This window comes from Listeria farberi (assembly GCF_014229245.1).
Lineage (GTDB): Bacteria > Bacillota > Bacilli > Lactobacillales > Listeriaceae > Listeria > Listeria farberi.
This window is the reverse complement of sequence record NZ_JAARZJ010000006.1, coordinates 70,455-96,375: the sequence shown is the minus strand read 5'-3', so window position 1 is coordinate 96,375 and position 25,921 is coordinate 70,455. Positions and strand designations below refer to the sequence as shown.

Annotated in this window: 24 protein-coding genes; all 24 read right to left on the bottom strand. The window is 36.2% G+C overall.

What is annotated here, in order from left to right; translation table 11 throughout:
• Positions 1-16: 16 nt before the first annotated feature.
• A complete protein-coding gene (locus tag HCB45_RS06905) occupies positions 17-664 on the bottom strand; it encodes an HD domain-containing protein (protein ID WP_003768317.1) in 648 nt (215 codons plus the stop codon).
• 21 nt (positions 665-685) lie between these two features.
• Positions 686-1,072: a hypothetical protein gene (locus HCB45_RS06900; protein ID WP_070752445.1), complete on the bottom strand. Its 387-nt coding sequence runs from the start codon at positions 1,070-1,072 to the stop codon at positions 686-688.
• Positions 1,073-1,178: 106 nt separating this feature from the next.
• The gene (locus HCB45_RS06895; RefSeq protein WP_185319892.1) at positions 1,179-1,484 is read right to left on the bottom strand and encodes an ArsR/SmtB family transcription factor; all 306 of its coding nucleotides are present in this window, start codon (positions 1,482-1,484) and stop codon (positions 1,179-1,181) included.
• 264 nt (positions 1,485-1,748) lie between these two features.
• Positions 1,749-2,408 (bottom strand): phosphate signaling complex protein PhoU, encoded by a 660-nt coding sequence (phoU, locus tag HCB45_RS06890; RefSeq protein WP_185319893.1) that lies wholly within the window; start codon positions 2,406-2,408, stop codon positions 1,749-1,751.
• A gap of 12 nt (positions 2,409-2,420) precedes the next feature.
• Complete coding sequence (gene pstB, locus HCB45_RS06885; RefSeq protein WP_185619389.1) at positions 2,421-3,200, bottom strand: phosphate ABC transporter ATP-binding protein PstB; 780 nt, start codon at positions 3,198-3,200, stop codon at positions 2,421-2,423.
• Positions 3,201-3,214: 14 nt separating this feature from the next.
• A complete protein-coding gene (pstB, locus tag HCB45_RS06880; RefSeq protein ID WP_003725427.1) occupies positions 3,215-4,030 on the bottom strand; it encodes a phosphate ABC transporter ATP-binding protein PstB in 816 nt (271 codons plus the stop codon).
• Positions 4,031-4,056: 26 nt separating this feature from the next.
• On the bottom strand, positions 4,057-4,941 hold the full coding sequence (gene pstA / locus HCB45_RS06875) for a phosphate ABC transporter permease PstA (RefSeq protein ID WP_185319895.1): 885 nt from the start codon (positions 4,939-4,941) through the stop codon (positions 4,057-4,059).
• The gene (gene pstC, locus HCB45_RS06870; RefSeq protein WP_003741167.1) at positions 4,938-5,861 is read right to left on the bottom strand and encodes a phosphate ABC transporter permease subunit PstC; all 924 of its coding nucleotides are present in this window, start codon (positions 5,859-5,861) and stop codon (positions 4,938-4,940) included. Before pstC ends, pstA begins: the two co-directional genes overlap by 4 nt.
• Positions 5,862-5,954: 93 nt before the next feature.
• On the bottom strand, positions 5,955-6,863 hold the full coding sequence (locus HCB45_RS06865) for a phosphate ABC transporter substrate-binding protein (protein WP_003763937.1): 909 nt from the start codon (positions 6,861-6,863) through the stop codon (positions 5,955-5,957).
• 255 nt (positions 6,864-7,118) lie between these two features.
• Positions 7,119-8,894, bottom strand: a complete 1,776-nt coding sequence (gene pnpS / locus HCB45_RS06860; protein ID WP_185619387.1) for a two-component system histidine kinase PnpS — start codon at positions 8,892-8,894, stop codon at positions 7,119-7,121.
• Positions 8,894-9,604 carry a response regulator transcription factor gene (locus tag HCB45_RS06855; protein WP_185619385.1) on the bottom strand — a complete coding sequence of 237 codons (711 nt, stop codon included), beginning with the start codon at positions 9,602-9,604 and terminating at the stop codon, positions 8,894-8,896. Before HCB45_RS06855 ends, pnpS begins: the two co-directional genes overlap by 1 nt.
• Before the next feature lie 150 nt (positions 9,605-9,754).
• Positions 9,755-10,930 (bottom strand): PDZ domain-containing protein, encoded by a 1,176-nt coding sequence (locus tag HCB45_RS06850; RefSeq protein ID WP_185319898.1) that lies wholly within the window; start codon positions 10,928-10,930, stop codon positions 9,755-9,757.
• Between the two features lie 32 nt (positions 10,931-10,962).
• Positions 10,963-12,411 carry a cardiolipin synthase gene (gene cls / locus HCB45_RS06845; protein ID WP_185319899.1) on the bottom strand — a complete coding sequence of 483 codons (1,449 nt, stop codon included), beginning with the start codon at positions 12,409-12,411 and terminating at the stop codon, positions 10,963-10,965.
• Positions 12,412-12,534: 123 nt separating this feature from the next.
• Entirely contained in the window at positions 12,535-13,851 is a 1,317-nt protein-coding gene (locus HCB45_RS06840) for a murein hydrolase activator EnvC family protein (protein WP_185619383.1), read from the bottom strand.
• 121 nt (positions 13,852-13,972) lie between these two features.
• Complete coding sequence (locus tag HCB45_RS06835) at positions 13,973-15,199, bottom strand: NlpC/P60 family protein (RefSeq protein WP_185608123.1); 1,227 nt, start codon at positions 15,197-15,199, stop codon at positions 13,973-13,975.
• 76 nt (positions 15,200-15,275) lie between these two features.
• Complete coding sequence (gene ftsX, locus HCB45_RS06830) at positions 15,276-16,160, bottom strand: permease-like cell division protein FtsX (RefSeq protein ID WP_185619381.1); 885 nt, start codon at positions 16,158-16,160, stop codon at positions 15,276-15,278.
• The gene (gene ftsE, locus HCB45_RS06825; protein WP_003772335.1) at positions 16,150-16,836 is read right to left on the bottom strand and encodes a cell division ATP-binding protein FtsE; all 687 of its coding nucleotides are present in this window, start codon (positions 16,834-16,836) and stop codon (positions 16,150-16,152) included. The genes ftsX and ftsE overlap by 11 nt, the downstream gene beginning before the upstream one ends.
• Positions 16,837-17,340: 504 nt before the next feature.
• Positions 17,341-18,204 (bottom strand): YitT family protein, encoded by an 864-nt coding sequence (locus HCB45_RS06820; RefSeq protein WP_070752443.1) that lies wholly within the window; start codon positions 18,202-18,204, stop codon positions 17,341-17,343.
• A gap of 5 nt (positions 18,205-18,209) precedes the next feature.
• Positions 18,210-19,311 (bottom strand): peptide chain release factor 2 gene (gene prfB, locus HCB45_RS06815; protein ID WP_185619380.1). Its coding sequence is split into 2 segments (ribosomal slippage): positions 18,210-19,238 and positions 19,240-19,311, totalling 1,101 coding nucleotides; the frame shifts between segments, so codons are not numbered across the junction.
• Positions 19,312-19,396: 85 nt separating this feature from the next.
• Positions 19,397-21,910 (bottom strand): preprotein translocase subunit SecA, encoded by a 2,514-nt coding sequence (gene secA / locus HCB45_RS06810; protein ID WP_185319904.1) that lies wholly within the window; start codon positions 21,908-21,910, stop codon positions 19,397-19,399.
• Between the two features lie 229 nt (positions 21,911-22,139).
• The gene (gene hpf / locus HCB45_RS06805) at positions 22,140-22,697 is read right to left on the bottom strand and encodes a ribosome hibernation-promoting factor, HPF/YfiA family (protein WP_185319905.1); all 558 of its coding nucleotides are present in this window, start codon (positions 22,695-22,697) and stop codon (positions 22,140-22,142) included.
• Positions 22,698-22,891: 194 nt separating this feature from the next.
• The gene (locus HCB45_RS06800) at positions 22,892-23,548 is read right to left on the bottom strand and encodes a ComF family protein (RefSeq protein ID WP_185619379.1); all 657 of its coding nucleotides are present in this window, start codon (positions 23,546-23,548) and stop codon (positions 22,892-22,894) included.
• A complete protein-coding gene (locus tag HCB45_RS06795; RefSeq protein ID WP_185619377.1) occupies positions 23,541-24,860 on the bottom strand; it encodes an ATP-dependent helicase ComFA in 1,320 nt (439 codons plus the stop codon). Before HCB45_RS06795 ends, HCB45_RS06800 begins: the two co-directional genes overlap by 8 nt.
• A gap of 196 nt (positions 24,861-25,056) precedes the next feature.
• Positions 25,057-25,908, bottom strand: a complete 852-nt coding sequence (gene fakB / locus HCB45_RS06790) for a fatty acid kinase binding subunit FakB (protein ID WP_185619375.1) — start codon at positions 25,906-25,908, stop codon at positions 25,057-25,059.
• Positions 25,909-25,921 lie beyond the last annotated feature (13 nt).

The following is a 25,921-nucleotide window of genomic DNA, read 5'->3' as shown; positions in this document are numbered from 1 at the left end:
TCCCTCCCCAATTTTTTTACTCGTCACGTAATGCTTTTGTCGTTATTTCTGTAGTAAGTTGTGGTAATTCTGTCTTTTCAATACCTTTTTCAGCAAGCATATCTGGTAAAATTTCTTTTAAAAAGTATTTTACACTAGCCATTTCTCGGTATTCATAAATAGTCGCGAGTGCTTCACTATAAATTTCAACAAAAATGTTTTCTGGATTACCTTTTTGAATCTCGCCAAAGGACTCATATAACAAGTCTACTTTATCAGATATAGCGAGAATTTTCCCTTCTAACGTACTGTCTTTCCCTTCTTTTAACAAGTGTCGATAAATAGGCTGGAAAGTTGCTGGTATTTCACGGCTAATAAAATTTTTAGTCATACTTTCTTCCACTTCAGAGAGCATTTCTCTTAGTTCTGTCGTTGCGTATTTTACGGGTGTTTTAATATCGCCAATAAAAAGCTCTGAATAATCATGATTTAACGCTTTTTCATATAAAGCACGCCAATTCACTTCATTACCTGCATCTTCTTCTACAGCTCCAAAAAATTGTGCGATAGAAGTAACCTTGTAAGAGTGTTCTGCAACCGAATGCTCTTGATATTTAAATTTTCCCGGACAACGATAAATGTTCTCTAAATCCGATAAACTTTGGAAATATTGATGAATTCCCATATTATCACTCCATTCTTCGTTTTATTCTTCTCTTTTTTGTTTTTTATTGGCGGGATTAGTGTTTTCTATTTCTCGCATCATTAATGCTGCACAGTAACCAATTAGAGCAATCATTGCTGCGGAATAAGTTCTAAAATTATCTGTCGCAAAAATAAAAATAATGACTGAAAACAGAAGTGTCGTTAATATTCCCCAACTAAAAAGTTTTGTTCCTCGTGCTGTTCCTACTTTCATATGCGAATATATTCCTACATAACATACCAACTGAATAATAATAAATTGCGCAACCGACAAACCAATAACTGCCGCAAGATTACTATTCCAAATAACTGCTAAAATGGAAATAATAACCATGACAACTATTCCCGCAATGACGATAAATTTTTGTACTGGCGATAATTTGCTCAAAATGTTTCCTCCAAATTTTTATTTGTTAACTACTTTATCATAATCTCTCTTTATTTGGCATAAAAAACACCCATCATTCCTAAAAAAGGCTTCTGAGCGTTTGTCATTAGTGATGGTGCACGTGGCGAATTGCTTGAGTCAGTAATTCTAATACGTGATTATCATCTTGCATATAATAAATTGTAGTCCCTTCACGTCTTGATTTCACAAGCCTTAAATTTTTTAAAAAACGAAGCTGGTGTGAAACCGTTGTTTGATTAAAAGTTAGCGTTCGCGCAATTTCATTCACAGAGTATTCTCGCTCTTGAAGCAGATTTAAAATTTGAACACGTGTCGGATCAGAAAGCGCCTTGAAAATTTGCGTTACACTAAAAAGCGTCTCATCATCTAAAGTTTGTTTTGCGTTTTCCATCAGAATCACCTCATTTTCATATATGGTCATATATTCATATGATACTTAAATAGGAATGATTCCGCAAGTTTAACTACCTCTTCATTCAAAAATGATTAAATATGAGCAAAATAGTAATTTTTCTCCTTCAGATGATACAATTTCTTTATTATAAAGAAAGGAGAATTGAAGAATAAATAAGGTTTTAAATATTGAGAAGTTATTTAAACCGCCTAACACACCAAAAAGTCCGATTAACCTGTGGAAAGGAAAATCGGACTTTTTTTATCTATTTAAATCTTCAATTTCCCCGCTCTTCAAGTAAACTATCCACTCGCAAACATTTGTTACATAATCACCAATACGTTCAATGTATTGAGAAACTAAAAGTAATTGTGATACATCTTCAATATGCTCTGGTTCTTCTTGCATAAAATGAATGCATTTTTGATAAACGATTTTATGCAGTTTATCTACTTCATTATCGCGCGCCGCTATTTCGCGAGCAGCTTCTTCGTCTTCCGAAAGATATGCTTTTAACACATCTTGTAGCATTAATTTTACAATTTCGCCCATTTCTGGAATTTCCGGAATCGGCTTTAAAACTTTACTTTCACCAATTAAAATAGCAGTTTTGGCAATACTTACTGCATGATCACCAATACGTTCTAAATCCGAACTTGTTTTGAGCACGGTAACAATCTTTCGTAAATCCATGCCGACTGGTTGTTGCAAAGCGATTAACTCAAAAGAGCGTTGTTCTAGTGAAAGCTCCATGTTATTAATTGCTTTATCTTCTGCGACTACTTGTTTAGCAAGTTCCGTATCGCGATGTACAAGCGACTTGACCGCTTTAAAAATTGCTTCATTCGCAAGCATTCCCATTTCCATTAGATGTTGGTGCAAGTCGTTTAACTGTTCCGTGAAAATTTTTCTGACTACCATATTAACACTCCTTTATCCAAATCTTCCTGAAATATAGTCTTCTGTTTCCTTTTCTGCTGGGTTAGTAAAAATACTCGTCGTATCCGCGAATTCCACGATACGGCCATTAAGGAAAAAGGCCGTTTCATCAGAGATTCGGGATGCTTGTTGCATATTATGCGTGACAATAACAATCGTATAGTCTTTCTTTAATTCTAAAATCAAATCTTCTACTTTCGCTGTCGAAATCGGATCTAGTGCAGAAGTTGGCTCATCCATCAAGATGACATCAGGTTTAACAGCTAAAACTCGTGCGATACAAAGCCGCTGCTGTTGCCCTCCTGACATCCCAATTGCTGAACGATCCAGCCTATCATGCACTTCTTCCCAAAGAGCCGCCTGACGCAAACTTCTTTCTACTATTTCATCAAGTACTTTTTTATCTTTTACACCGTGCATCCGTGGACCATAAGCTACGTTATCATAAATGGAAAATGGAAACGGATTAGCCTGTTGGAAAACCATACCCACTTTTTTTCGTAAGTTAACCATGTCAATTTTAGGATCTTGCACATTTTCGCCGCCAATATGGATTTCTCCGGTCGTTTTCACATTGGGAATTAAATCATTCATTCGGTTAAGCGTTCGCAGGAAAGTAGATTTCCCACACCCCGACGGACCAATTAAGGCAGTCACTTTATTCTTCTTAATATTTAAAGCAATTTTTTGCAGTGCTTGCTTGGAACCATAAAATAAATCTACATCTTTTGTTTCAATGATATACTCTACTTTTTCAGCAGTTTCGGTTGCCATAAAAAAGCTCCTTTCTAGCCAAAGTTACCAGAAATATAATCTTCGGTTTGTTTTTGTTGTGGATTCGTGAAAAGTTCGGATGTTCCTGAGAATTCCACGACTTCTCCTAGATAAAAGAAAGAAGTATAGTCAGAAACGCGAGCCGCTTGTTGCATATTATGCGTCACGATAATAATAGTATATTTATTTTTCAACTCATTAATTAAATCTTCAATTTTACTTGTGGAAATTGGGTCTAGCGCTGAAGCTGGTTCATCAAGTAGTAATACTTTAGGCTGCATTGCTACAGCTCTAGCGATGCAAAGTCGTTGTTGCTGTCCACCAGAAAGTGATAGCGCACTTTTTCCTAAATCGTCTTTTACTTCGTCCCAAAGAGCGGCACGGCGCAAGCTTTTCTCCACGCGCTCCATGATTTCTTTTTTATTCTTCATCCCGTGACGTTTAAGTCCAAAAGCAACATTTTCATAGATGGATTTCGTGAATGGATTTGGTTTTTGGAATACCATGCCTATTTCTTTACGAACATTGTATAAATCAACTTCTTTACGATTAATATTAATCCCATCATATAAAATTTGTCCTTCCATGCGGCAACCATCAATTTCATCGTTCATCCGGTTTAATGCTCTTAAATAAGTGGATTTTCCACAACCAGATGGTCCAATCAAAGCTGTCACTTTATTTTCCGGGAACGTCAAATCGACACCTTTAATTGCGTGATTATCACCATAATATACGTGCAAATCCTCGGTCGCCATTGCAGCAGGAAGTGAATGAGGATCTGGCGTTGCTTGTAAAATTGTATTAATTTCCGGTTTCTTCGTTAACATCATTTAAAATCTCCTTTCCTGACTTTTTACGACGAGGTCATTCGTTTATAAACAACTTTTCCAAGCAAACGAGCTAGGATATTGAAAAGTAATACAGAAAGAATTAATACGGCAGACGCTCCGTCAGAAACAGCTTGCGCATCCGGCATAATTCCTTCACCATTAATTTTCCAAATATGAACAGCTAGCGTTTCAGCTGGTCGGAAAATGTTTAGTGGTGACGCTGGGTTGACTGGATTCCAGTCCGTGAAGTCAAGAATTGGTGTACTTTGACCTGCTGTAAAGATTAGTGCAGCTGCTTCGCCAAATACCCGTCCTGCTGCTAAAATAACGCCGGTAATAATGGCTGGTAGTGCAGCTGGAACAAGCACTCTCGTAATTGTTTCCCATCTGGATAAACCAAGAGCAAGCCCTGCTTCACGCTGCGTGTTTGGAATAGCATTTAGTGCCTCTTCCACAACACGAATTAATAGTGGTAAATTGAAAATCGTTAGTGTAAGCGCCCCAGAAATTACCGAGAAGCTCCACCCCATTTGAATAACAAAAACAAGGAAACCAAATAGTCCTACAACAATCGATGGAAGTGAGGAAAGCACTTCGATTGTTGTGCGAATTAAATCTGTAAACCAATTTTTACGCGCATATTCTGCCATATAAATTCCCGCTCCGAGCGAGATAGGAACAGAAATAATCATCGTAATAACGAGCATATAAAATGAATTCCAGATTTCCGGACCGATTCCGCCGCCAGCTTGGAACGACTGTGGTGGGGTCGTCAAAAACTTCCAGCTAAGTTGCGGAACACCTTTTACTAAAATATAGCCTAATAAACCAGCTAAGATAATGACAATTAATACAGCAATAGCATAGAATACGCCTGTCGCGATTTTATCTTTTGTTTTTACATTCATTTGACTTTCCTCCTACGTCCGATGAAGCGAATCACAATGATGAAAAATAGTGACATTGCGAGTAGCACCATTGCAAGTGACCAAAGGATATTATTATCAAGCGTACCCATAACCGTATTTCCCATACCCATTGTTAAAATACTAGTTAATGTCGAAGCTGGTTCAAATAAGGATGTTGGAATAACGGCAGAGTTCCCGATAACCATTTGTACAGCAAGAGCTTCACCGAATGCACGTGCCATTCCGAATACTATCGCTGTCAAAATCCCAGAACGCGAACTACGAAGTACTACTTTCCAAATCGTCTGGAAACGTGTTGCTCCAAGCGCTAACGAGGCTTCTCGGTAGTGACGTGGAACAGATTTAATTGCATCAACACTTAGTGAAGTAACAGTTGGCAAAATCATTACTGTCAAAACAACTGTCGCGGCTGCAATACCAAATCCACTTCCCGAAATATGGTCACGAATAAATGGAACGACAACACTTAGTCCAATGAATCCATAAACAACAGATGGAATACCAACTAAAAGTTCCATAACTGGTTGTAAAATTTTCTTTCCAAACTTTGGTGAAATTTCTACCATAAAGATAGCTGCACCAATAGCAAGTGGTCCTGCAATACAAGCGGCAAAAAGCGTTACTGCAAAAGAACCAATAATCATTGGCAAAGCACCAACTAGAGGATTGCCATTTGCATCTTTTTGCGAAGGATTCCAGTCTGTTCCAGTTATAAAATCAACAAAAGACACTTTATTGACAGTAAATGTTGCTAAACCTTTCGATATAACAAAAAACAAAATAGACGCTGCGGCAATAACCATGATAGAAATACAGATGAATGTAATAATTTTGCCTCTAGTTTCTAGATGCGCCTTTTTAGAAGTTTGTGTAAGCTTCTTTTCTTTTATCGCTTCCAAGTCACGTAAGCTCCTTTCTCCTCCCATGTTTACTCCTAACATGGGTATACGTCTATCCTGATATTACTAGGATAGACGCCCATTTCATTCTTTTTATTTTACGTCAGTTAGTTTACCAGATGCATCACGTTCCACTTTCATGGACTTGATTGATTGGTAACCAAGTTGTGGTACGATATTATTTTGTACTTCATCAGAAGTCATATATTTTAAGAAAGTTTTTGTTAGGCCTTTTGGTTCGCCATTTGTATACATATGTTCATAAGACCAGATTTTCCAATCGTTAGTTGCAACTTTTTCTTCTGTTGGTTCAACGCCGTCTAGCGAAAGACCAACCACAGAAGCGTCAATGTAAGAGAATGCTAGGTAGCTGATTGCTCCTGGAGTTTCACTTACGATTTTACGAACTGTACCGGATGAATCTTGTTCTTGTGCTTTAACTGGTGTTTTACCATCAAGTCCCCATTTTTCGAAAGTAGCACGTGTTCCGCTTCCTTCTGCACGGTTGATGATTGTAATTTTTTCGTCTTTACCGCCAACGTCTTTCCAGTTAGTTGTTTTACCAGTGAAAATGTCGATTAATTGTTGTTTAGTAATGTTTTTAACGCCTACATCTTTGTTTACTACAGGAGCCATTCCGACAACTGCTACACGATGGTCAACAAGTTTCGAAGCATCTACGCCGTCTTTTTCTTCAGCAAATACGTCTGAGTTACCAATTTCAACAGCACCTTGTTGTACTTGTGTTAAACCAGTTCCAGAACCGCCACCTTGCACATTGATTTGAGCTTTAGGGTTAGTGTTTGTAAATTCTTTGGACGCTGCTTCAACGAGTGGTTGAAGTGCAGTGGAACCGACTGCTGTTAATGAGCCAGAAACTTCTTTATCCCCTTTTGTTGATCCGTTTGCTTTATCTTTTGAACTGCTGTCACTTCCACATGCTGCGAAGACAAGCATTACTGCTGCTAACATTGCTACTATTCCCAAATACTTCTTTTTCATTATCTTATTCCCACCTTGTTTTTTTAATAGTTATTCCTTACAAGTATCACTATAACGCGTGAGATTTAAGGTGGTGTGTAGCTAATGTTAAGTAATTGTAAATTACCTCATTTTTTGTCGGAAATGTAAACTTTTTTATGAATATCTTTCAAATAAAAGGCAAACTGGTAAATTATTACCCCAAATTTGTGTCTTTCGTAAATAAAATAAAAATATCCTGTCCGAAAGATTACATTCTTTCAAACAGGATAATTATTAGGCTTTTTTTGGTAAAGTGACGCGAAAGGTCGAGCCAACTTCTTCTTGACTTTCTACTTCGATTTGCCCACCACAGTTTTCAACTAAATGTTTGACGATAGAAAGTCCAAGTCCAGTCCCGCCAGAGTGTCTGCTACGCGCTTTATCCACTCGGTAGAATCGTTCAAACACGCGGTCAATGTCTTTAGCTGGGATTCCGATTCCGTTGTCAGTTACTTCTATGATAACTTCTGCTTCTTGCTCGATTAATTTAACTTTTACTTTTCCATCTACTGGCGTGTAATTGATTGCGTTAGAAAGTAAGTTAATTAAAATCTGTTGCAATTTATCGCGATCTGTTTCAATCATGATAGGTGGTAGATTTTTTTCTGGAACAGATACTTGAATATTTTTTTCGGTCGCCATTTCAAAAATGGTCCGGACAGATTGTTCGATGACTTCATCTACTTCCACTAGCTCTGTTTTTTCTGTCACAGGATTTTGTTCAATTCTCGAAAGTGCAAGAATATCCATTATCAATCGATGAAGCCTATCACTTTCTTCTTTAATAATCGTTAAGAATTTTTTGAGTAGCATTTCATCGTACATTGCGCCGTCGAGTAGTGTTTCCGCGAACCCTTTTAGTGCAGTTACTGGGGTTTTTAGTTCATGCGACACATTTGTAACAAATTCAGAACGAACATTTTCCAGATGGCGAATTTGAGTTATATCATGTAAAAGTAGTATTATCCCGGTAATCTCACCATTTTCTGTTAAAATTGGCGAAACACTTGCATCTAAAATCATCTCTCGTGGGAAATAAAGAATAATTTCTTTTTGTTGCATCGTCTTTGTTTCAAATGTTGCTTCTATTAACTGGCTAAGAGCGAAACTTTTAATTACTTCATAAAATGGTTTTCCAGTAATTTCGGTCTCTCCTAAAATTTGATACATCGTCCGATTGGTCATGATGACTTGTTTATCAACATTGATAAGCATTACACCGCTCACTAAGTTTTGAACAATGGCATTAAGTCGTTGTTCATTTTGCTTAATTTCGAACATCTGAGTTTCTAAACTTTCTGCTAACATATTAACGCTAACAGAAAGGTCTTGAAGCTCACCGCTTACTTTACCATGAATGCGACTATCGTATTTATGATTAGCCAAATCAGTCGAAACTTCAATAATCTCATTCACTGGTTTAGTAATTTTTCTAGCAATAAAGACACTGATTGCAGCAATAATAACTAAAGCAATGCCAAAAATAAGCGCTAAGTTACCCCAAAGTTTAGCAACAGCCGCATCAACCGACTCAAGAGAAATTGAAATTCTTAAAACACCGTCTGTCTCTCCTTGGTGTTTAACAGGAACAGCCACATAAAGCATACTGTAACCAAGTGAGTCACTCTCTCGAATAGAAATGCCAACACTTTTCCCTTTTTCAAGAATATCAGCTACTTCTGGGCGGTTCATATGGTTGTTTAAGTTCTCTGGGTCTTTTTTAGTATCGGCTACAACATTGCCATCATTATCAATCACCGTGATACGAGCATCAATTTCGTCGCCCAAAGGATCCAGCGTTTTTTGAATCGTCGCAGCATCTTGGTCCAAATTCAAATGCTCAATGTTAGTTGTTTGAAGTAAAATTTTCGCATCGTCTTCTAGTTGATTTTCTTTCATCGTTAAATAAGTGGATTTCATTAATTCTCCAGAGAAAATACCCACTATGACCATCACAACAAAGAATAAAATAAAAAAGGATAAACCAATTTTCAACCATAATTTTTTCATTATTTTACATTCTCCATTTTATAACCAAATCCGCGAATTGTTTTAATGTATTTCGGTTGTTTCGTATCAAGTTCAATTTTATCGCGCAAATGGCTTACATGAACGTCTACAATTCGAGTTTCACCAACATAATCATAGTTCCAAACCGTATCAAGCAATTGATCTCTTGAAAAAACTTTGCCACGATGATTAGCTAAAAATAACAATAGCTCGAATTCTTTCGGTGTTAAATCTAATAGATTATCTTGCAAGTATACTTCATAACTATCTGGCAAAATTTTCAACTCACCAATTAAAATGGTCGCCTCTGTATCTTCTTTTTGCTCTTCTGGAAGTTCTGCCTTACCTTCTGTCCGTCTTAAGATCGCTTTTATTCTCGCGACAACCTCTCTCGGGCTAAAAGGCTTTGTCATATAATCGTCTGCACCTAACTCTAAACCAATGATTTTATCTAGCTCTTCATCTTTGGCAGTTAACATTAGTATTGGAACCCCAACTTTATCTTGGCGGAGTTTTTTCGTTACTTCAATTCCATCCATTTCAGGGAGCATTAAATCAAGTACAACTAAATCTGGTTTTTCTGATAGAGCAAGTTCGTACCCCGTTCTACCATCCTCCGCTGTTACTACATCAAATCCAGCTTTTTCAATATTAAATTGCAGCAAGGTAACAATAGAAGCTTCATCATCAACTACAAGAATTTTTACCAACTTACTTCCCATCCCTTCTTTATGTATCCCTTTTATCTAAAATATAGCATGAATTAACTATTTTCGGGTAGAAATGCATTTATATTAATCTTATCTTTACAAAAACTTAAAACACCAATGCTGCTTTCAAACAACACTGGTGTCTTAACATTACCTTGGCTCGACTAGCAATAACCCGAGTTCAAATGATTCGTTTTCATAAAGTGCCGTCTGCTCAAAGCGAGGTTCACCAGCATTATCAATTACTTTCAACTTACAAAAAGCCCGGTTTAAGTTAAGTGCCTCGTATAATTCTTCGCGTGTATGAACTAGTTGGTTGTTAACTTCTGTGATTTTTTCTCCTGCTTTTAAGTTTAAACGGGCAGAAGGAGTGGCTTCACGTGCACCAAGCACAACAAGTCCATCTGCTTGTGGACCAAATTTTTTCGGCAATATTTTTTCTGCTTGGTAATGACGATACGAAATCCAAAAGCGTCCAATCACAGCAAACATAAAGGCAAATAATGTAAGAACTGGCATAACAATTCCAAGTAGTCCTGCCACCGCAATGATAGTCGCAAGTGTTGTAACTTGAACTGAAATTTTCCGGCTCGCCTCTTCTGGAAGCTGACTTTGTACCCGCTGTTGAAATCCAATAAATAACGGTAAAATAATCAATGAATAGGAATGTGCACCAATGGTAAAAACTGGCCACCATTCAAATATTTTTGTAAATACATCCCCAGGAATAAAAACAACAAGTGGGACAAACCATAATTTTCTTAATTGAAAAGAGCCAACTAGTTTACCACGATTACTTTTTCTAAGTGATGGTGAGGGGTTTTTCGCACTTGTATATTGGATAAGAAAAGCTTCCACAAAAAGTAACAATGCGAGTAAAAATGTCATTGAAATCATAAAATTATCGATAAATATCGCATCATAATTAAAATCTGTATTCGTAAATGGCGCTAAATTAATATCAAAATAATAACAGAAATAAAAAGCGAGACTCGTAATCCCAATTGTAAAAGCCGTGGAGCTAAGTCGAAACATTCCTATAATCAATAAAAAGCAGGCAACTGTATTAAAAATTGCCACCCATTCTAACGATACACTAAACCCTATTATTGCCGTAACAACCGAAATCCCTATGCCAAATAGCAAACCTATTCCAAAGAAATTTTTCAATTCAAGCATCGGTGAATAAACACGAATACTAAATGACTTTCGCTCCCATTTAACCCTGTTAAAACCAGCAATTATCACTAGAATAATTCCTACATAAAATGCTGGTTGTAAAAATAGTCTTCCTATTCCTTTAAGTATCTCAATAAAAACTTCCATTTTTCTACACCAGCTTTCTTAAAAAATTACTTCTATAGTATAGGTGATAAAAGTCGGCTTACCGCTTCCTTAAATTTAATCCATAATGATCGTTTTGCATATAATTCTGGAGTTAGTTGATACGATTTCAAAATATCTTCTAAAAAAGCATCTTCTAATTTTTGGACCATTTTCTTTTCATAGATAAAAGCATTTACTTCAAAATTCAGTCTAAAACTACGAAAATCCATATTAGCTGTTCCAACCGAAGCAATTTCACCATCAACCACTAATGTTTTTGCATGAATGAAACCATTGTCGTAAATAAATATTTTTGCTCCTGTTTCCATTAATTCCCCCGCATAGTTTGTGGTTGCTCGGTAAACAAAGGCGTGGTCAGGTTTATTAGGAATCATTACTCGCACATCGACGCCAGAAAGTGCCGCGATTTTAATCGCCTCTAGCAAACTAGCATCTGGAATAAAATATGGTGATTGCAAATAAATCGTCTTTTTGGCAGCATTAATCATTTTTATGTAACCATTTTTAATTTGTTGCCATTCAGAATCTGGCCCACTTGATACAATTTGCATGCTTGTATGCCCTTTCCCGTGAAAAGTAGGGAAATATCTCGATTTATAATCAATTTTATGAGTAGATGATGCTGAATTCCAGTCCATAATAAAACGAGTTTGCATCGCGTAAACAGCTTTTCCATGCACACGAAGATGCGTATCGCGCCAATATCCAAATTTTTTGGATAGGCCTAGGTACTCATCACCAATATTAAATCCACCAATATACGCAATATCTCCATCAATAATTGCTAATTTACGGTGATTTCGGTAATTTAATCGAAAATTAATTAATGGTAATTTTGATGGGAAAAAAGGTCTAACGATGCCACCATTTTTTTCAAAAGTCCGGAAAAATGACTTTTTCGTTGTTCGTGAACCCATGGCATCATAAATAATTTTCACATTTAAACCTTCTGCTGCTTTTCGTTCAAGCACGCGCATCAAGCGATTTCCAAGTTCATCTGAATGAAAAATATAATAAATCAAGTGAATATGATCCTTTGCTTTCTCAATATCTGCAATTAACGCATCAAATTTTTCATGTCCATCAATAAAAAGCTCTACTTCATTATCTTGTGTTAAAATAGCTCCATCATTTACAAGTAGTAAGTAAATTAAATCCCGATGTTTTTTAACATTCGGATCGCTAAATGGAAATTCTTTTTGTCGAATCATCTCTATCTGATTAGCAGTTGATTCTTGTATTCCAATTTTTTCTTGTCCCTTCCAATCGAAAATCTTTTTCCCTGATAGTTTTCTCCCAAAAATCAAGTAAATAATGAAACCAAAAATTGGAACAAAAGTTAAGACTAGTAACCAAGCCCAAGTGGCGGATGTATCCCGTCTTTCTAAGAAGACCGTCACTGCCGCAAAGAATACATTTAAAATTAGTAAAATAACTAATAAATAAGTCAACAGTCCCATTGTGTTCCCCCTTTTCTTGCACAAACTGATAGTAGTATCATATCATAAAATCATCATTTAGCCTATTCCAGTTCGTTTTCAATCAGAAAAAAAACCATTGACGGCTAAGTCAATGGTTTTCTATTAAAGATAAGGTGCTGGATCAATCGGGACGCCATTTTGATGAATTTCAAAGTGTAAATGTTGACCTGTGGATTGACCCGTAGAGCCCATTATTCCAATTGGTTGTCCTTGTGATACTTGCTGTCCAGCTACTACTTTTAGGCTACCCGCACGCATATGACCATATAATGTTTGGAATCCATTACCATGATCAATTTTAACTACGTAACCATAGCCACCAAAACCACTACCTGATGCTCCAAATCCTGAAAAGACAACTGTTCCTGAAGCTGCTGCAGAAACAGTAACTGTTCCACCTGCTGCGATATCTTGACCTTTATGTGACTCGTGTTGACCTGTAACTGGATTTGTACGATCACTAAAGCCGGAAGTTAAAATACCTGCTGCTGGTTTAATAAATTGTCCGCCACTTGAGCTTACTTTTTCTTGTATACTTGGCGCATTTGAACTAGGTGATTGTGCTACAACAGCTTTACTTTCGTTTGCTTTTTTAGCGTTTGCTGCTGCTTCTTGAATACGTTTTTCTTCGGCTGCTTTAATTGCTGCTTCTTGTTTTGCTTTTTCACCAGCAATATTAGATGCTAATTTTTTTTCTTCCATTGTTAATGAGCCTTGTTCATTTGCTAATAATGCTTGTTCGTTTTTTGTTAAGTCTTTTTTATTTGCTAGAGCCATAACTAAATCGTTTTTTTCAGCTTTTTGACTCTCCATATTATTTCGCGAAACTTCTAAATCCATTGCTAATACTTTTAGGCTCTCTAGTTTTTTTTGTGAACTTGCTTCAGTTACTTTTAATTTATCTTGATCATCTTTTTGATCTTGCATAATGTTTTGATCTGCTTTTACAATAGCTGACACAACGGTTACACGATCAACTAATTCTTTAAAATCATCTGCTTCAAAAACCATGTCCAAATATGATGTAGCTGTGCCTGTAGTTTGGATTGCTCGTGCACGGCTATCCAGTACTTTTTGGCGATCTTTTATATCATTTCGCAACTTTTCAATTTCTTTTTTTAATTGCTTTAACTTTTTATTCTCAGACTCCACTTTTTCTTCTTGTGCTTTTAGTTTTGTATTTGTTTCATCAATACTTTTTAAAAGAGATTCTAACTCTTTTGTTGCATCTTTTTCAGCGCTTTCTAAATGGTTTAGTTCTGAATTTTTTGTATCTAGGTTTTTGTCAATTTCTGATTTTTTTTGTTCAATTTCATTCTGACGCTTTTGCATATCATTAATACTATCCGCATTTGCACTAAGTGGCGCGCAAACTATTACAACACTTAACGCTAATGTTACCCCATATTTTTTTAACATATTAAGCTCCTTTTCTATTATCTATTTCATTAGGAACTTGTTAATTCCCTTACTATTCCATATAAAAAAGCACCTTTGTTTTAAAAATCGACAAAGGTGCTTTTTAACTTTTCAATAATGATTAGAAGCTAGCTACGCGACCATATCCTACAAGATATTTAGCCCAGTAACCGCTAGTGATGTTGTCATATTTAACACCGTTATTTTGAGCATTAATCATTTGTCCGCCACCAACATAGATTCCAACATGAGCAATTCCGCCACCGTAGTTGAAAAATACTAAATCGCCTGGTTTTGCTTGACTAGCACTAACTTTTGAAGCTGCTGCATATTGAGCACCGGAAGTTCTTGGAAGAGAAATTCCTGCTGCACGGAAAGCATAAGAAGTGAATCCAGAGCAGTCAAATGCGCTTGGTCCAGTTGCACCGAGGCTGTAAGGTTTCCCAAGTTGAGCTCTTGCTGCAGAAATCATTGCTGAATATCCGCTGCCAGACGGAGCTGGAGCACTTGGAGATTCGCTAGCAGATCCATTTGAGTTAGATTTTGATGAAGAATTACTACTTGAACCAGAAGAATCATTTGATGTTGCTACAGTTTTAGTTGTTGCTTTTTCTTCTTGACCAACGTTAGAAGATGTTGCTTCACGTAAAGCTGTTGCACGTGCAGTAGCTTCTTTAGCTGCTTTATCACGTTCACTTACAAGACCAGCTTTTGCGTTTTCAGCACTTGCTTGATCAGAAGCAAGTTGAGCAACGATTGCTTCTTTTTCAGCTTTTTGTGCTTCGATTTTATTTTGTTGTGCTTCATATTCATGAATTGCTGTTGCTTGTTCTTCTTGTTTTTTCTTAACAGAAGTTTGTTTAGTTTTTAAGGCTTTTTCATCATTTTGTTGATCTTCTAAAATAGATTTGTCAGAATCAACTAATTGGTTTACTGCAGAAACACGACCAACTAAATCAGAAAGATTTTCAGCATCTAAAACTACTTCTAGGTATGCATTAGAATTTGAAGTTTTTTGCATTGCACGCGCGCGGTCTTTTAAAACTGATTCGCGTTCTTTAATACGTTCATTGATAGCTTTAATATCTTCATTAAGTTGTTTGAGTTCTTTGCCTGTTTTATCGAAATCTCCTTGTAAAGACTTAGCTTTTTCTTGAGCTTTTTCAAGATCTGCTACTAAACTAGAAAGACCTGATTGTAAGTCTGCTTTTTTAGACTTGATGTCATTAATCTTTTTATCTTGATTTTGAATATCTGTATTTACGTCCGCAAAAACATTTGTCGTGAAAGCTGGCGTCAAACTAATAACTGCTGCGAGTGAAATCGCAATAAACGTATTCTTTTTCAAAAAGTTTACCTCCTAAAAAGCTCCCTAAGCTTTTTCTTTTAAATTATTTTTATTTCAAGTTAAGTAAATTTCTTAGTTAGACTTTTAAGAATCTACGGATAGATATAACACTACCCCAAATTCCTATTAGAACCCCAATTGCAATAATCAAAGCACTGATTTGATAGGCGAACGGTGTCGGAGGCAGAAGTGATAGTGAACTTGTCACCAACTTCGGATTTACCAAGTTATAAACGTTAACATAGCCTATAAATGTTAACACAACCGGGACAATCGAACCAATTAATCCAAGCCACGCTCCTTCTAAAACGAAAGGCCAGCGTATGAACCAGTTGGTTGCTCCTACTAATTTCATAATTTCTATTTCTCTACGACGGGAGAAAATCGCAATCTTAATTGTATTTGATATTAAGAACATTGCTGTTAATAACAACCCGATGCTTAGTACAATACCAGCATAACGTCCCCATTTTAAAGTATCAAATAATTTGTCGACTGTTTTCTCACCATATTCTACATTATCTACATACTGTAATTTTTCTACTTTTTGAGCAATTGCCTTCGTTTGTGTTGGCTCTTTTGCCTCTACAACGAACACATCATATAGTGGATTATCTTGTTTAAACAATTCGAAGTTTTTGCCGTACGCGCCTACTAATTTCTTCAACTCATCATCCTTGGAAGAAAAAGTGACACTATCAACTCCATTAATCTTCTCAATGTTTTTCTCAAGTTCTTGCTGCTGTTTCTTGTCTGCGCTTAGAGAAATATGTACGTTAATTTGTACATTGTTTTCTACATCTGTTGCAAGCTTGTTCATATTGATCAATATTGCAAAAAACACGCTGACTAAGATAAGTGTTACTGTTACTGCACTTGATGCTGCAAAGGTCATCCAACCATTCCGGTAAAGGCTCTTAAAACTTTCTCTTATATGTCTTCCTACAGTCCTAAATTTCATAACCATATTCTCCTTGCTGCTCATCTCGAACAATTCTTCCATTCTCGATAGCTACTACCCGGTGTTTCAACGTGTTTACAATTTCTTTGTTGTGGGTTGCCATCACAATGGTTGTTCCGCGATTGCTTATTTCCTCAAGGATATTCATGATTTCCCATGAAGTATCAGGATCTAGGTTACCGGTCGGCTCATCTGCTATTAATACTTTAGGCATATTGGCAATCGAGCGGGCAATGGATATCCGCTGTTGCTCACCACCGGAAAGTTCATCCGGCAACATCCTTACTTTATGCTTAAGGTTGACTAAATCTAGCACTTCCATAACACGTTCTTTAATTACAGTCGGCTCAGTTTCAACCACTTCCATCGCATAAGCAATGTTTTCATAAACAGTTTTGCTTTGAAGTAATTTGTAATCTTGGAATACCACGCCTACGTTTCGACGTAAATATGGGATTTCTCGATTTTTCATATTAATCAAATCAAATTTGTCTACGATGATTTTGCCTTTCGTCGCTCGTTCTTCTCTGTAAATCATTTTAATAAAGGTTGATTTACCAGCACCACTCGGGCCTACTACATAAACAAATTCCCCTTCGCCAATGTTAATATTGAGTCCATTAGCAGCAGTTATGCCATTGGGGTATTTCTTATACACATCTTCCATTAATATCATTTTATCACCTTACTATGCCTTTCTACTGAGTTACATTTTAGGTAATGCATGGTAACCATGGAGATGAACTGTTTGTTGGCTCGAATTTAAACTCACAACATAAGCTTAATTATACCATGACAGTTTTTCATCTATAGGTTAATTGCATTACAATTATATTTCAGGGTATGACAATATCTTGATTATTGTAATAGGATACACCTTTTTTGAGTTTAATTTCTTTGTGAAACTTTATCTGTGATTCATAATTTCTTAGACAAAATAAAAAAGCACCTGGGTTGGTCTTTTCTACTGCTAACATTGTAACTTGTTTTTACCCAAAATAACATTACAGGTTGATTAAAAAACATTACAGTTATCGCTACCGGAATAGACCAATTAGAACAAAACTGCTTCAAGTCTACAATTACACTACAGGTTCCTGTCATCAAATTGTTAAATAGCGCAGTAAAAAACTTGAAAAAGCACCATTTCCTCCCTAAAAAGAGGAGAAAATGGTGCCTTTTATGACGTAAAACCTTCCCCCATAACTTCACTTGCGCTCATTACTACGACGAAAGCTTCTGGGTCAATTTCTTTTATTACTTCTTTTAATCTAGAAAACTCACTTTGGGCAATAACACAAAGTAAGATTTGCTTGTCATCTTCTGTATACCCACCTTTTGCTGAAAGACGAGTAATGCCACGATCGATTTTAAAGAGAATTGCTTGTCTGATAGCTTCTTGGTTCTCGGAAATAATAAACACTGTTTTGGATTGATTAAGCCCAACTTGCACTAAATCAATGGTTTTACTTGTGGCAAAAAGACCTATAAGTGCATAAAGTCCAGATTCAATGTCAAAAACAAACATTGCCGAGATAACTACAAAGCCATCGATTAAAGCTACACATATTCCTAAAGTTAAATGAGAATATTTATGCAAGATTTGGGCAGCCACATCCGTTCCACCAGTTGAGGCCTTGCCCCGAAAAACAATTCCAAGTCCCATACCGACTAGTACGCCCCCAAATAATGCAGCGACTAACGGTTCATGTGTCCACGGGGTTAATCCTTGTGTTAAATACACAAAGAAAGGTAAAAGCATTGTACCAACAAAAGTTTTCAAACCAAATTGATACCCTAAGAAGAATAACCCAGCAAGAAATAAAGGGATATTAAAAGCCCACTGGATAAATGCTGGATTCCAACCAGTTAAATAGTTAATAATTGTACTTATCCCACTCACACCGCCAGAAGCAACATGATTAGGCAAGAGTAAAACATTGAAGGCTAGTGCAATTAAAGCAGCACCAATAATAACATATAAATACTCAATTAATTTAGAAACCATTGGGGATAAAGGTTGCTTTTTCCTTTTATTTGTCATCGTTCTTATCCAATCCTAGAACGCAAATATGCATTGATAAAGTCGTCTAAATCTCCATCCATTACCGCTTGAATATTACCGGTTTCGTAATTTGTACGATGGTCTTTCACCATGGAGTAAGGGTGGAAAACATACGAACGAATTTGGCTTCCCCAACCAATTTCTTTTTGCTCACCACGAATTTCTGCTAGCTCGCGTTCTTTTTCTTCTTGTTCTTTTTGATATAGTTTTGTTTTCAACATTTTCATTGCTTGTTCACGGTTTTTAAGCTGCGAACGTTCAGACTGACAAGTAACTACAATCCCAGATGGAATATGTGTCATCCGAACTGCTGAATCGGTTGTATTAATATGCTGTCCACCAGCACCAGTTGCACGATACGTATCAATTTTCAAATCTTCTGTACGTACTTCAATTTCAATATCGTCATCTAATTCTGGCATAACATCCACTGAAACAAAAGATGTATGACGTCTACCTGATGAATCGAATGGTGAAATACGAACTAAACGGTGCACGCCTTTTTCTGCTTTCAAATAACCGTATGCATTGTGTCCTTTGATGAGTAATGTAACGCTCTTAATACCAGCTTCATCACCCGCTTGATAATCGAGCATTTCTACTTTAAAACCTTTTTTCTCAGACCAGCGTTGATACATTCGTAGTAACATGGAGCCCCAGTCTTGTGATTCTGTACCACCGGCACCAGGATGAAGTTCTAAAATAGCATTATTTTTATCATATGGATCACTTAACATTAGTTTAAGCTCAAATTCGCTGATAGTATTCATATATGCTTTAATATCTTTTTCTAATTCTGCTTGTAAATCTTCATCTGCCTCTTCTTTTAATAGTTCTAAACTGATTTCCATACTTTCTTGTTCTTCTTCAAGCGCATGAAAAGCTTGATACGTTTCTTTATATCCGTTTGACTCATTGATTACTTTTTGTGCCGCTTGTTGGTCGTTCCAAAAATTCGGATCCAACATCTGGTCTTCTAACTCAGCAATTCGAACTTCCATGCTGTCTAAGTCAAAGAGACCCCCTAAAGTCTTTGATTTGCTGCGCTGTTTTTTCTAGTTCATTACGAATTTCTGCTAATTCCATTCTTAATTCCACCTTTTTTGAATTTACTTACAAACTTTCATAGCAAAAAGCGCCGTCTTTCAGGCGCTTTTTTAGTTGTTTCAATCTATGCTTCTTTACCATGACAATTTTTATATTTTTTGCCGCTACCACAAGGGCAAGGATCATTTCGCCCAATATGTTGATCTTTACGAACAGGTTGGCGTTTTGCTTCTGGTTTCCCTTCAGCAGGATTTACTGCTTCTCCTTTAGCTACTTGTTCGCGCTCAAGATTTTGGCGAATTTCTGCTTTCATGATATAACGAGCCACATCTTCATCAATGGATGATACCATTGCTTCAAACATTTCAAAACCTTCTGATTGATACTCACGAAGCGGATCAATTTGACCATAAGCACGTAAATGAATCCCATCGCGTAAGTGATCCATTGCATCAATATGATCTACCCATTTCGTATCAACAACACGAAGCAATACTACTTTTTCAAACTCATTAAATTCTTCACGAGGAAGCAGTGTCTCTTTTTCATCATACGCTGCTTTGATTTTATCCAAAATAAGGTTTTGAATATCTTCACTAGTTCTGTTTTGTAAATCTTCTAATGTAATTGTACCTTCTGGAAGTAAGTTAGCATCAACATAATCAATAATACCTTGTAAATTCCATGCTTCTTCTGGCTCATGGCTTGAAGCGTTGCTAGAAACAATAAAATTCACTGTACGCTGAATCATTTGTTCAATGATTTCGCGAAGACTATTTTCCGCATTAATTACTTCATAACGTTGATTATAAATAACTTCCCGTTGTTGGCGAAGCACATCATCATATTGTAAAACTTGTTTCCGGGAATCAAAGTTATTTCCTTCTACTCGTCTTTGGGCTGATTCAACTGCACGACTCACCATTTTACTTTGGATTGCATCTTCTGCCATACCAAAACGTTCCATCATGCTCTTCATATTATCAGAACCAAATCGACGCATCAGTTCATCTTCCATAGAAAGATAGAATTGTGTTACACCTGGATCTCCTTGACGACCTGAACGACCACGCAACTGGTTATCAATACGGCGTGATTCATGACGTTCTGTACCGATAACTGCTAAACCACCAGCTTCAATTGTACCTTCACCAAGCTTGATATCCGTACCACGACCAGCCATATTGGTTGCGATTACTACCGCACCACGTTCTCCGGCATGTTTAATGATATCAGCTTCGCGTTCATGTTGCTTCGCGTTTAGTACATCATGCTTAATTCCTTTACGTTTTAATTTGCTAGAAATAAGTTCGGAGGTTTCAATCGCAACAGTACCGACTAATACAGGTTGTCCTTTTGCATGACGCTCAGCAATATCTTCTACTACTGCATTAAATTTCGCTTCAATCGTTGTAAAAATCAAATCCGGACGGTCATCACGAATAATTACTTTGTTAGTTGGTATTTCAATAACGCGCATATTATAAATATCGCGGAATTCTTCTTCTTCCGTTTTTGCAGTACCAGTCATACCAGCAAGTTTTTTATACATACGGAAATAGTTTTGGAATGTAATTGTCGCCATTGTTTTGGATTCATTTTGAATAGTAACGCCTTCTTTTGCTTCCAGTGCTTGGTGCAAACCTTCACTGAAACGACGTCCTTTCATAATACGACCAGTAAATTGGTCAACAATGAGGACTTCATCATCTTGAACTACATAATCTACATCTAGGCTCATTGTATAATTAGCTTTAAGCGCTTGGGCGATGTGATGCAATATAACTGTATTTTCTAAGTCAAAAAGGTTATCTACATCAAAGTAGTTTTCTCCTTTTGTCATACCATCTTCGGTTAATTGAACAGATTTTGTTTTAATATCAACTGTATAATCTTCCTCTTCTGTAAGAGTACGTACAAAAGTATTTGCGCGCACATATAGAATAGTCGATTTTTCTGCTTCACCAGAAATAATTAATGGTGTTCTAGCTTCGTCGACCAAAATGGAATCGACTTCATCAATAACGGCAAAAGCTAGTGGACGTTGTACCATTTCTTCTTTATAAACGACCATGTTATCCCGTAAATAGTCAAATCCTAATTCATTATTTGTGCTATAAGTAATATCACATGCATAAGCTTCTCGCTTTTCTGTGCTTGATAAAGCATTTAAGTTTAACCCTACAGAAAGTCCAAGGAAATTGTATAAAACTCCCATTTCTTCTGCATCACGATGCGCCAAGTATTCATTGACTGTGACAACATGCACACCTTCACCAGAAAGCGCATTTAAATAAACTGGTAAAGTCGCTGTTAATGTTTTACCTTCACCAGTTTTCATTTCTGCAATATTACCCTCGTGGAGAACAATCCCCCCCATTAATTGAACTTTAAATGGATATAGGCCTAGAGCACGTTTAGCACCTTCTCTAGCTACAGCAAAAGCTTCTACCAATAAGTCATCTAGCGTTTCACCTTTTTGAACGCGTTCTTTAAACTCTATTGTTTTCTCGCGTAAGGCTTCATCTGAAAGCGCCGCAGTTTCATCTGCTAAAGCAATAATTTCATCTGCTTTTCTCTCCAAATATTTAACATCTTTTTTTCCTGATTCAAAAATCTTTTTCAATAGTCCAGCCATTTAAATTCTCCTCTACTGTTTTCGCTGTCGTCTCGCAGTTTCATCTATGATAACTTTCAGGAATTATCTTCTCTTAAAATATACACACTAATTCTATCACTTATTAGATAAAATATACAACTGGTTATCTCTTTTTAACAAATAAAAATACAAAATCGTCATATATTCTTCATTCTTAATAAAAATGGAGGCCAAAATTTTGGCCCCCATACTAAATTATCTTTTATAATTAATTAGTTTCAATTAATCCATATTTACCATCTTTACGTGAATAAACAATATTTGTTCCATTAGTTTCAGCATCAGTATATACATAGAAGCTATGTCCTAGCAAGTTCATTTGTAAAACCGCTTCTTCACTATCCATAGGTTTTAATGAAAATTGTTTTGTTCTTACAATTTCAAGATCACCTTCGTTTTCTTCTGGCGGTGTGCTACCATTAACATCCGAATAAGCAAAATAATCTCTTTCTGCACCTTTATCACGGAATTTACGGTTCACTTTTGTTTTATGTTTACGAATTTGGCGCTCTAATTTATCCACAATCAAATCAATGCTAGCATATAAATCTCCACTAGTTTCTTCTGCACGTAACACAAGATTTGGGAGAGGAATGGTCACTTCAACCTTCGCATTTTTATCGGAATATACTTTTAAATTAACATGAACGTTAGCATCTGGAGTTTCTGTAAAATATCGTTCTAGTTTATCGATTTTCTTTTCAACGTAATCTCGAATCGGTTCCGTTACTTCAATATTTTCACCACGAATGTTGTACTTAAGCATAGCAATTCCTCCTTTGAAATAAAACAAAAATAACGATAAAGAAGAGTATTCTTCTTACCCTTAGTCTACGTGAAAACGATAGGTTTTGCAAACATTTGCACAAAGAGTAAAGAAGCATTTATCTACTTATCTTTATTTACTATTTTATTCCACTAAACAGGCTCCCGCAAACCTTTTTTGCCGATAAATCTCAACTATCTAAAGATGGTTAAAGAAGATACCTTTTTCATGCCTGCTTCTTTTAATTCTTGCGCTGCTAAGTTCAGAGTACTACCTGTAGTGTAAATATCATCAAATAAAATTATTTCCTTCTCATCACTCCCAATCTCTTTAGTTAGATAAAATACTTGCGCTGCTTCTAATCTTTCTTGCCTTGTTTTCTTAGATTGTTTTTCAGAGTGTTTTTTCGCTAAAAGCCCTTCATATTGAATGTCCGATTGTTCCAATATTGCTGTTGTTTGGTTAAATCCTCGTTCTAATTTACGGGCTTCACTTACTGGAATTGGGACAATAGTTGCTTTATTCTTGGCAAAATATTTTTTGAGTTCCTTTTGAAAAATTGCTCCTATAATATAATCTCCTTGGAACTTAAACCGTTTCATATATTCTTTAGCAAAATCATTATAACGGTATAAAGATTTATTACTATCTAGAAATAATTCTCTACCTTGGCAATCTTTACAAACTTTATCAGATGATTCTCTGCTACATATGGTACAAAGCGGTCCAGCTAATTTTTCAAAGCCCATTATACAATGAGCACAACATAAAATTTCCTTACTAAAAAGCCATCCACTTTCCCAACTCGCTGTTTGTTTAATCGGAAGTAAGCAAAGTAAACAATTATTCATCTAACATGCCTTCTTGAAAACCCAACTGATTCATTTTTTTAATATGCCAAATAGCTCGCTTCATTTCTATAGTCTGTCCATAATGAAAAAAACAAACATCTCCAGTTGGGTGAGTTAATTTCCTTCCGGCACGCCCAGCTATTTGGACTAATGCTGCTTCAGTAAAAATTCTCCCCTCACTACCAAATACAGCTACTTGAACATCTTTAAAAGTAACACCTCTTTCTAATATAGTTGTTGTAAGCAACAGCTTAATTCTACCTTTACGCAACCACTCTACTTTTTCTTTACGTAACTGATCCGCTGAATGAACGGTTACCGGCCGGGAAACATTATAATTTACAAGTGCTTCAGCAAATTGATTCATCGCTTCAATTTCTGGAAAGAAAATTAATGCTGGTTGATTTTTAAGTTCTGCTTTTTTTATCCAATTAATTAATTTATGGGTTATTTTTCCTTGAGCTAATTTTTTATTCCATGGGCCAATCCAGCAAGTTCTAGGAACAGGTAATTGTTTCCTATGATAGCGTGCGGGAATTTTTATATAATTACGTCTACCGGCCGCGCATTCTTGTTGCCATTTCTTCTCTGGAGTTGCTGTAATTATGATGGTCGAGCCTACTTTTGTTCTAGCCTTTCGAACAGCGTATTCTAAAAAAGGATCTTTTGCATACGGAAAGGCATCTACTTCATCGATAAAAATAACTTGAAATGTTTCATAAAACCGAATTAATTGGTGTGTTGTTGCAACTACAAATTGTTCTCCTTGATAACTGTCTTTGGAATCTCCGTACAAACAAACTATATCTATCTCTTGAAAAACGTTTTGCAAACGCGGATATAATTCTAAACACACATCAACCCTAGGAGAAGCTACACAAATTCTAAAACCTTGCTTTAATGCTAAATCCATTCCTTCAAACATCATTTCTGTTTTGCCTGATCCGGCAACTGCCCATAAAAGCATATCAACTCTCTTATTTATACTTGAAACAACTGCACTTGAAGCTTTTTTTTGCCCTAAAGATAAAATTCCGTTCCAACTCAAAAAAGATTTGTTTGTTTTCGGTAGAATCTCTGCTTTTTGATAATACAAATTCTGACAGCTATTTACCCGTCCCATAACAATACAGTTTCTACAATACATACAATCCTCTCTCCCGCAAAAAGCACATGACATTTCGCTAAATAAAAATGGATTTGTATTTCCACAACGAAAACAGCGATTAGCTGAAATAGCAAGGATTTCCATTAACCCTTCAATTGTTTCAAGTTCACGCTTTAGATATAACCTTCCAGGAAAAATTTCCATCGCTCTACACCTCTCCTCAGTTATACACTTTTTTGGATTTCTTTGCAGAAGTGAATTTCTTATTTTCCAGCATCAGTTTAACCATAAAATACTATTTTTGTTAAAGGTAAAACAATCTTTTTTAATAGGTAAGATTAGCGAAAAAGTAAATTTACCCTAAACAAAAAAATCTCTAGCTAAAAAGCTAGAGATTTATCTATTTTATTGACCAGGTTAGCCCTAGTGCGCCTTCACCTAAATGAGTACCAATAACTGGGCCAAAATAGCTCAATTCAAATTGCACTTCTGGAAACTTGGCTTCTAAATGTTTACGCCATGTTTCTCCTTTTTCCGGATTATTTCCATGAATAACATAGGCTTTTTCTGCATTTTTATTTTTGATAGCTACTTCAAGAATATCTTCAATCCGTTTTAACGCTTTTTTTTGCGTTCTAACTTTTTCAAAAAGAACAATTTGCTTATCACTAAAATGAAGGATTGGTTTAATTTGAAGCAAACTACCTACAAGTGCTTGAGCTCCATTTAAGCGACCGCCGCGTTGCAGATTATTTAAATCATCTACCATAAAATATGCATCTTGCGCCTTTTTAATCTTATCTAATTCGGAAATAATTCGATCTAAAGGTTCATTTGCTAAAGCCATTTCAGCTGCTTTAATGGAAAACATCCCTTGTGCCATACATGAAAGTTCTGAGTCATAAGCAACTACATTCAAGCCATCGATTAATTCACCTGCGGAAGCTGCGTTTTGTAAAGTTCCACTAATACCACTGGATAGATGAATACTAATTACCGTGTCAAAACCTTCTTCTTTTAATTTCTCAAACAGTTTAATAAATTCGCCAGGGGCAGGTTGCGAAGAAGTCGGAAAATTTTCAGCTTCTTTTATTTTTTTGTAAAAGTCAGCCGTAGAAAGTTCTTCTCCTTCACGATAAGATTTTCCATCAATTATTACGGAAAGTGGTACGACATTAATTCCTAGCTGCTTTTTCACTTCATCTGGCAAATACGTTGTGCTGTCAGTAACCACTGCTATTTTTTCGTTCATATAGTCCCCCTGA

Coding starts and splice junctions, on each gene's coding strand:
- HCB45_RS06905 (WP_003768317.1), bottom strand. CDS start 664: ATGGGAATTCATCAATATTTCCAAAGTTTATCGGATTTAGAGAACATT.
- HCB45_RS06895 (WP_185319892.1), bottom strand. CDS start 1,484: ATGGAAAACGCAAAACAAACTTTAGATGATGAGACGCTTTTTAGTGTA.
- phoU (WP_185319893.1), bottom strand. CDS start 2,408: ATGGTAGTCAGAAAAATTTTCACGGAACAGTTAAACGACTTGCACCAA.
- pstB (WP_185619389.1), bottom strand. CDS start 3,200: ATGGCAACCGAAACTGCTGAAAAAGTAGAGTATATCATTGAAACAAAA.
- pstB (WP_003725427.1), bottom strand. CDS start 4,030: ATGTTAACGAAGAAACCGGAAATTAATACAATTTTACAAGCAACGCCA.
- pstA (WP_185319895.1), bottom strand. CDS start 4,941: ATGAATGTAAAAACAAAAGATAAAATCGCGACAGGCGTATTCTATGCT.
- HCB45_RS06865 (WP_003763937.1), bottom strand. CDS start 6,863: ATGAAAAAGAAGTATTTGGGAATAGTAGCAATGTTAGCAGCAGTAATG.
- pnpS (WP_185619387.1), bottom strand. CDS start 8,894: ATGAAAAAATTATGGTTGAAAATTGGTTTATCCTTTTTTATTTTATTC.
- HCB45_RS06850 (WP_185319898.1), bottom strand. CDS start 10,930: ATGGAAGTTTTTATTGAGATACTTAAAGGAATAGGAAGACTATTTTTA.
- cls (WP_185319899.1), bottom strand. CDS start 12,411: ATGGGACTGTTGACTTATTTATTAGTTATTTTACTAATTTTAAATGTA.
- HCB45_RS06840 (WP_185619383.1), bottom strand. CDS start 13,851: ATGTTAAAAAAATATGGGGTAACATTAGCGTTAAGTGTTGTAATAGTT.
- ftsX (WP_185619381.1), bottom strand. CDS start 16,160: ATGAAATTTAGGACTGTAGGAAGACATATAAGAGAAAGTTTTAAGAGC.
- ftsE (WP_003772335.1), bottom strand. CDS start 16,836: ATGATATTAATGGAAGATGTGTATAAGAAATACCCCAATGGCATAACT.
- HCB45_RS06820 (WP_070752443.1), bottom strand. CDS start 18,204: ATGACAAATAAAAGGAAAAAGCAACCTTTATCCCCAATGGTTTCTAAA.
- secA (WP_185319904.1), bottom strand. CDS start 21,910: ATGGCTGGACTATTGAAAAAGATTTTTGAATCAGGAAAAAAAGATGTT.
- hpf (WP_185319905.1), bottom strand. CDS start 22,697: ATGCTTAAGTACAACATTCGTGGTGAAAATATTGAAGTAACGGAACCG.
- HCB45_RS06800 (WP_185619379.1), bottom strand. CDS start 23,548: ATGAATAATTGTTTACTTTGCTTACTTCCGATTAAACAAACAGCGAGT.
- HCB45_RS06795 (WP_185619377.1), bottom strand. CDS start 24,860: ATGGAAATTTTTCCTGGAAGGTTATATCTAAAGCGTGAACTTGAAACA.
- fakB (WP_185619375.1), bottom strand. CDS start 25,908: ATGAACGAAAAAATAGCAGTGGTTACTGACAGCACAACGTATTTGCCA.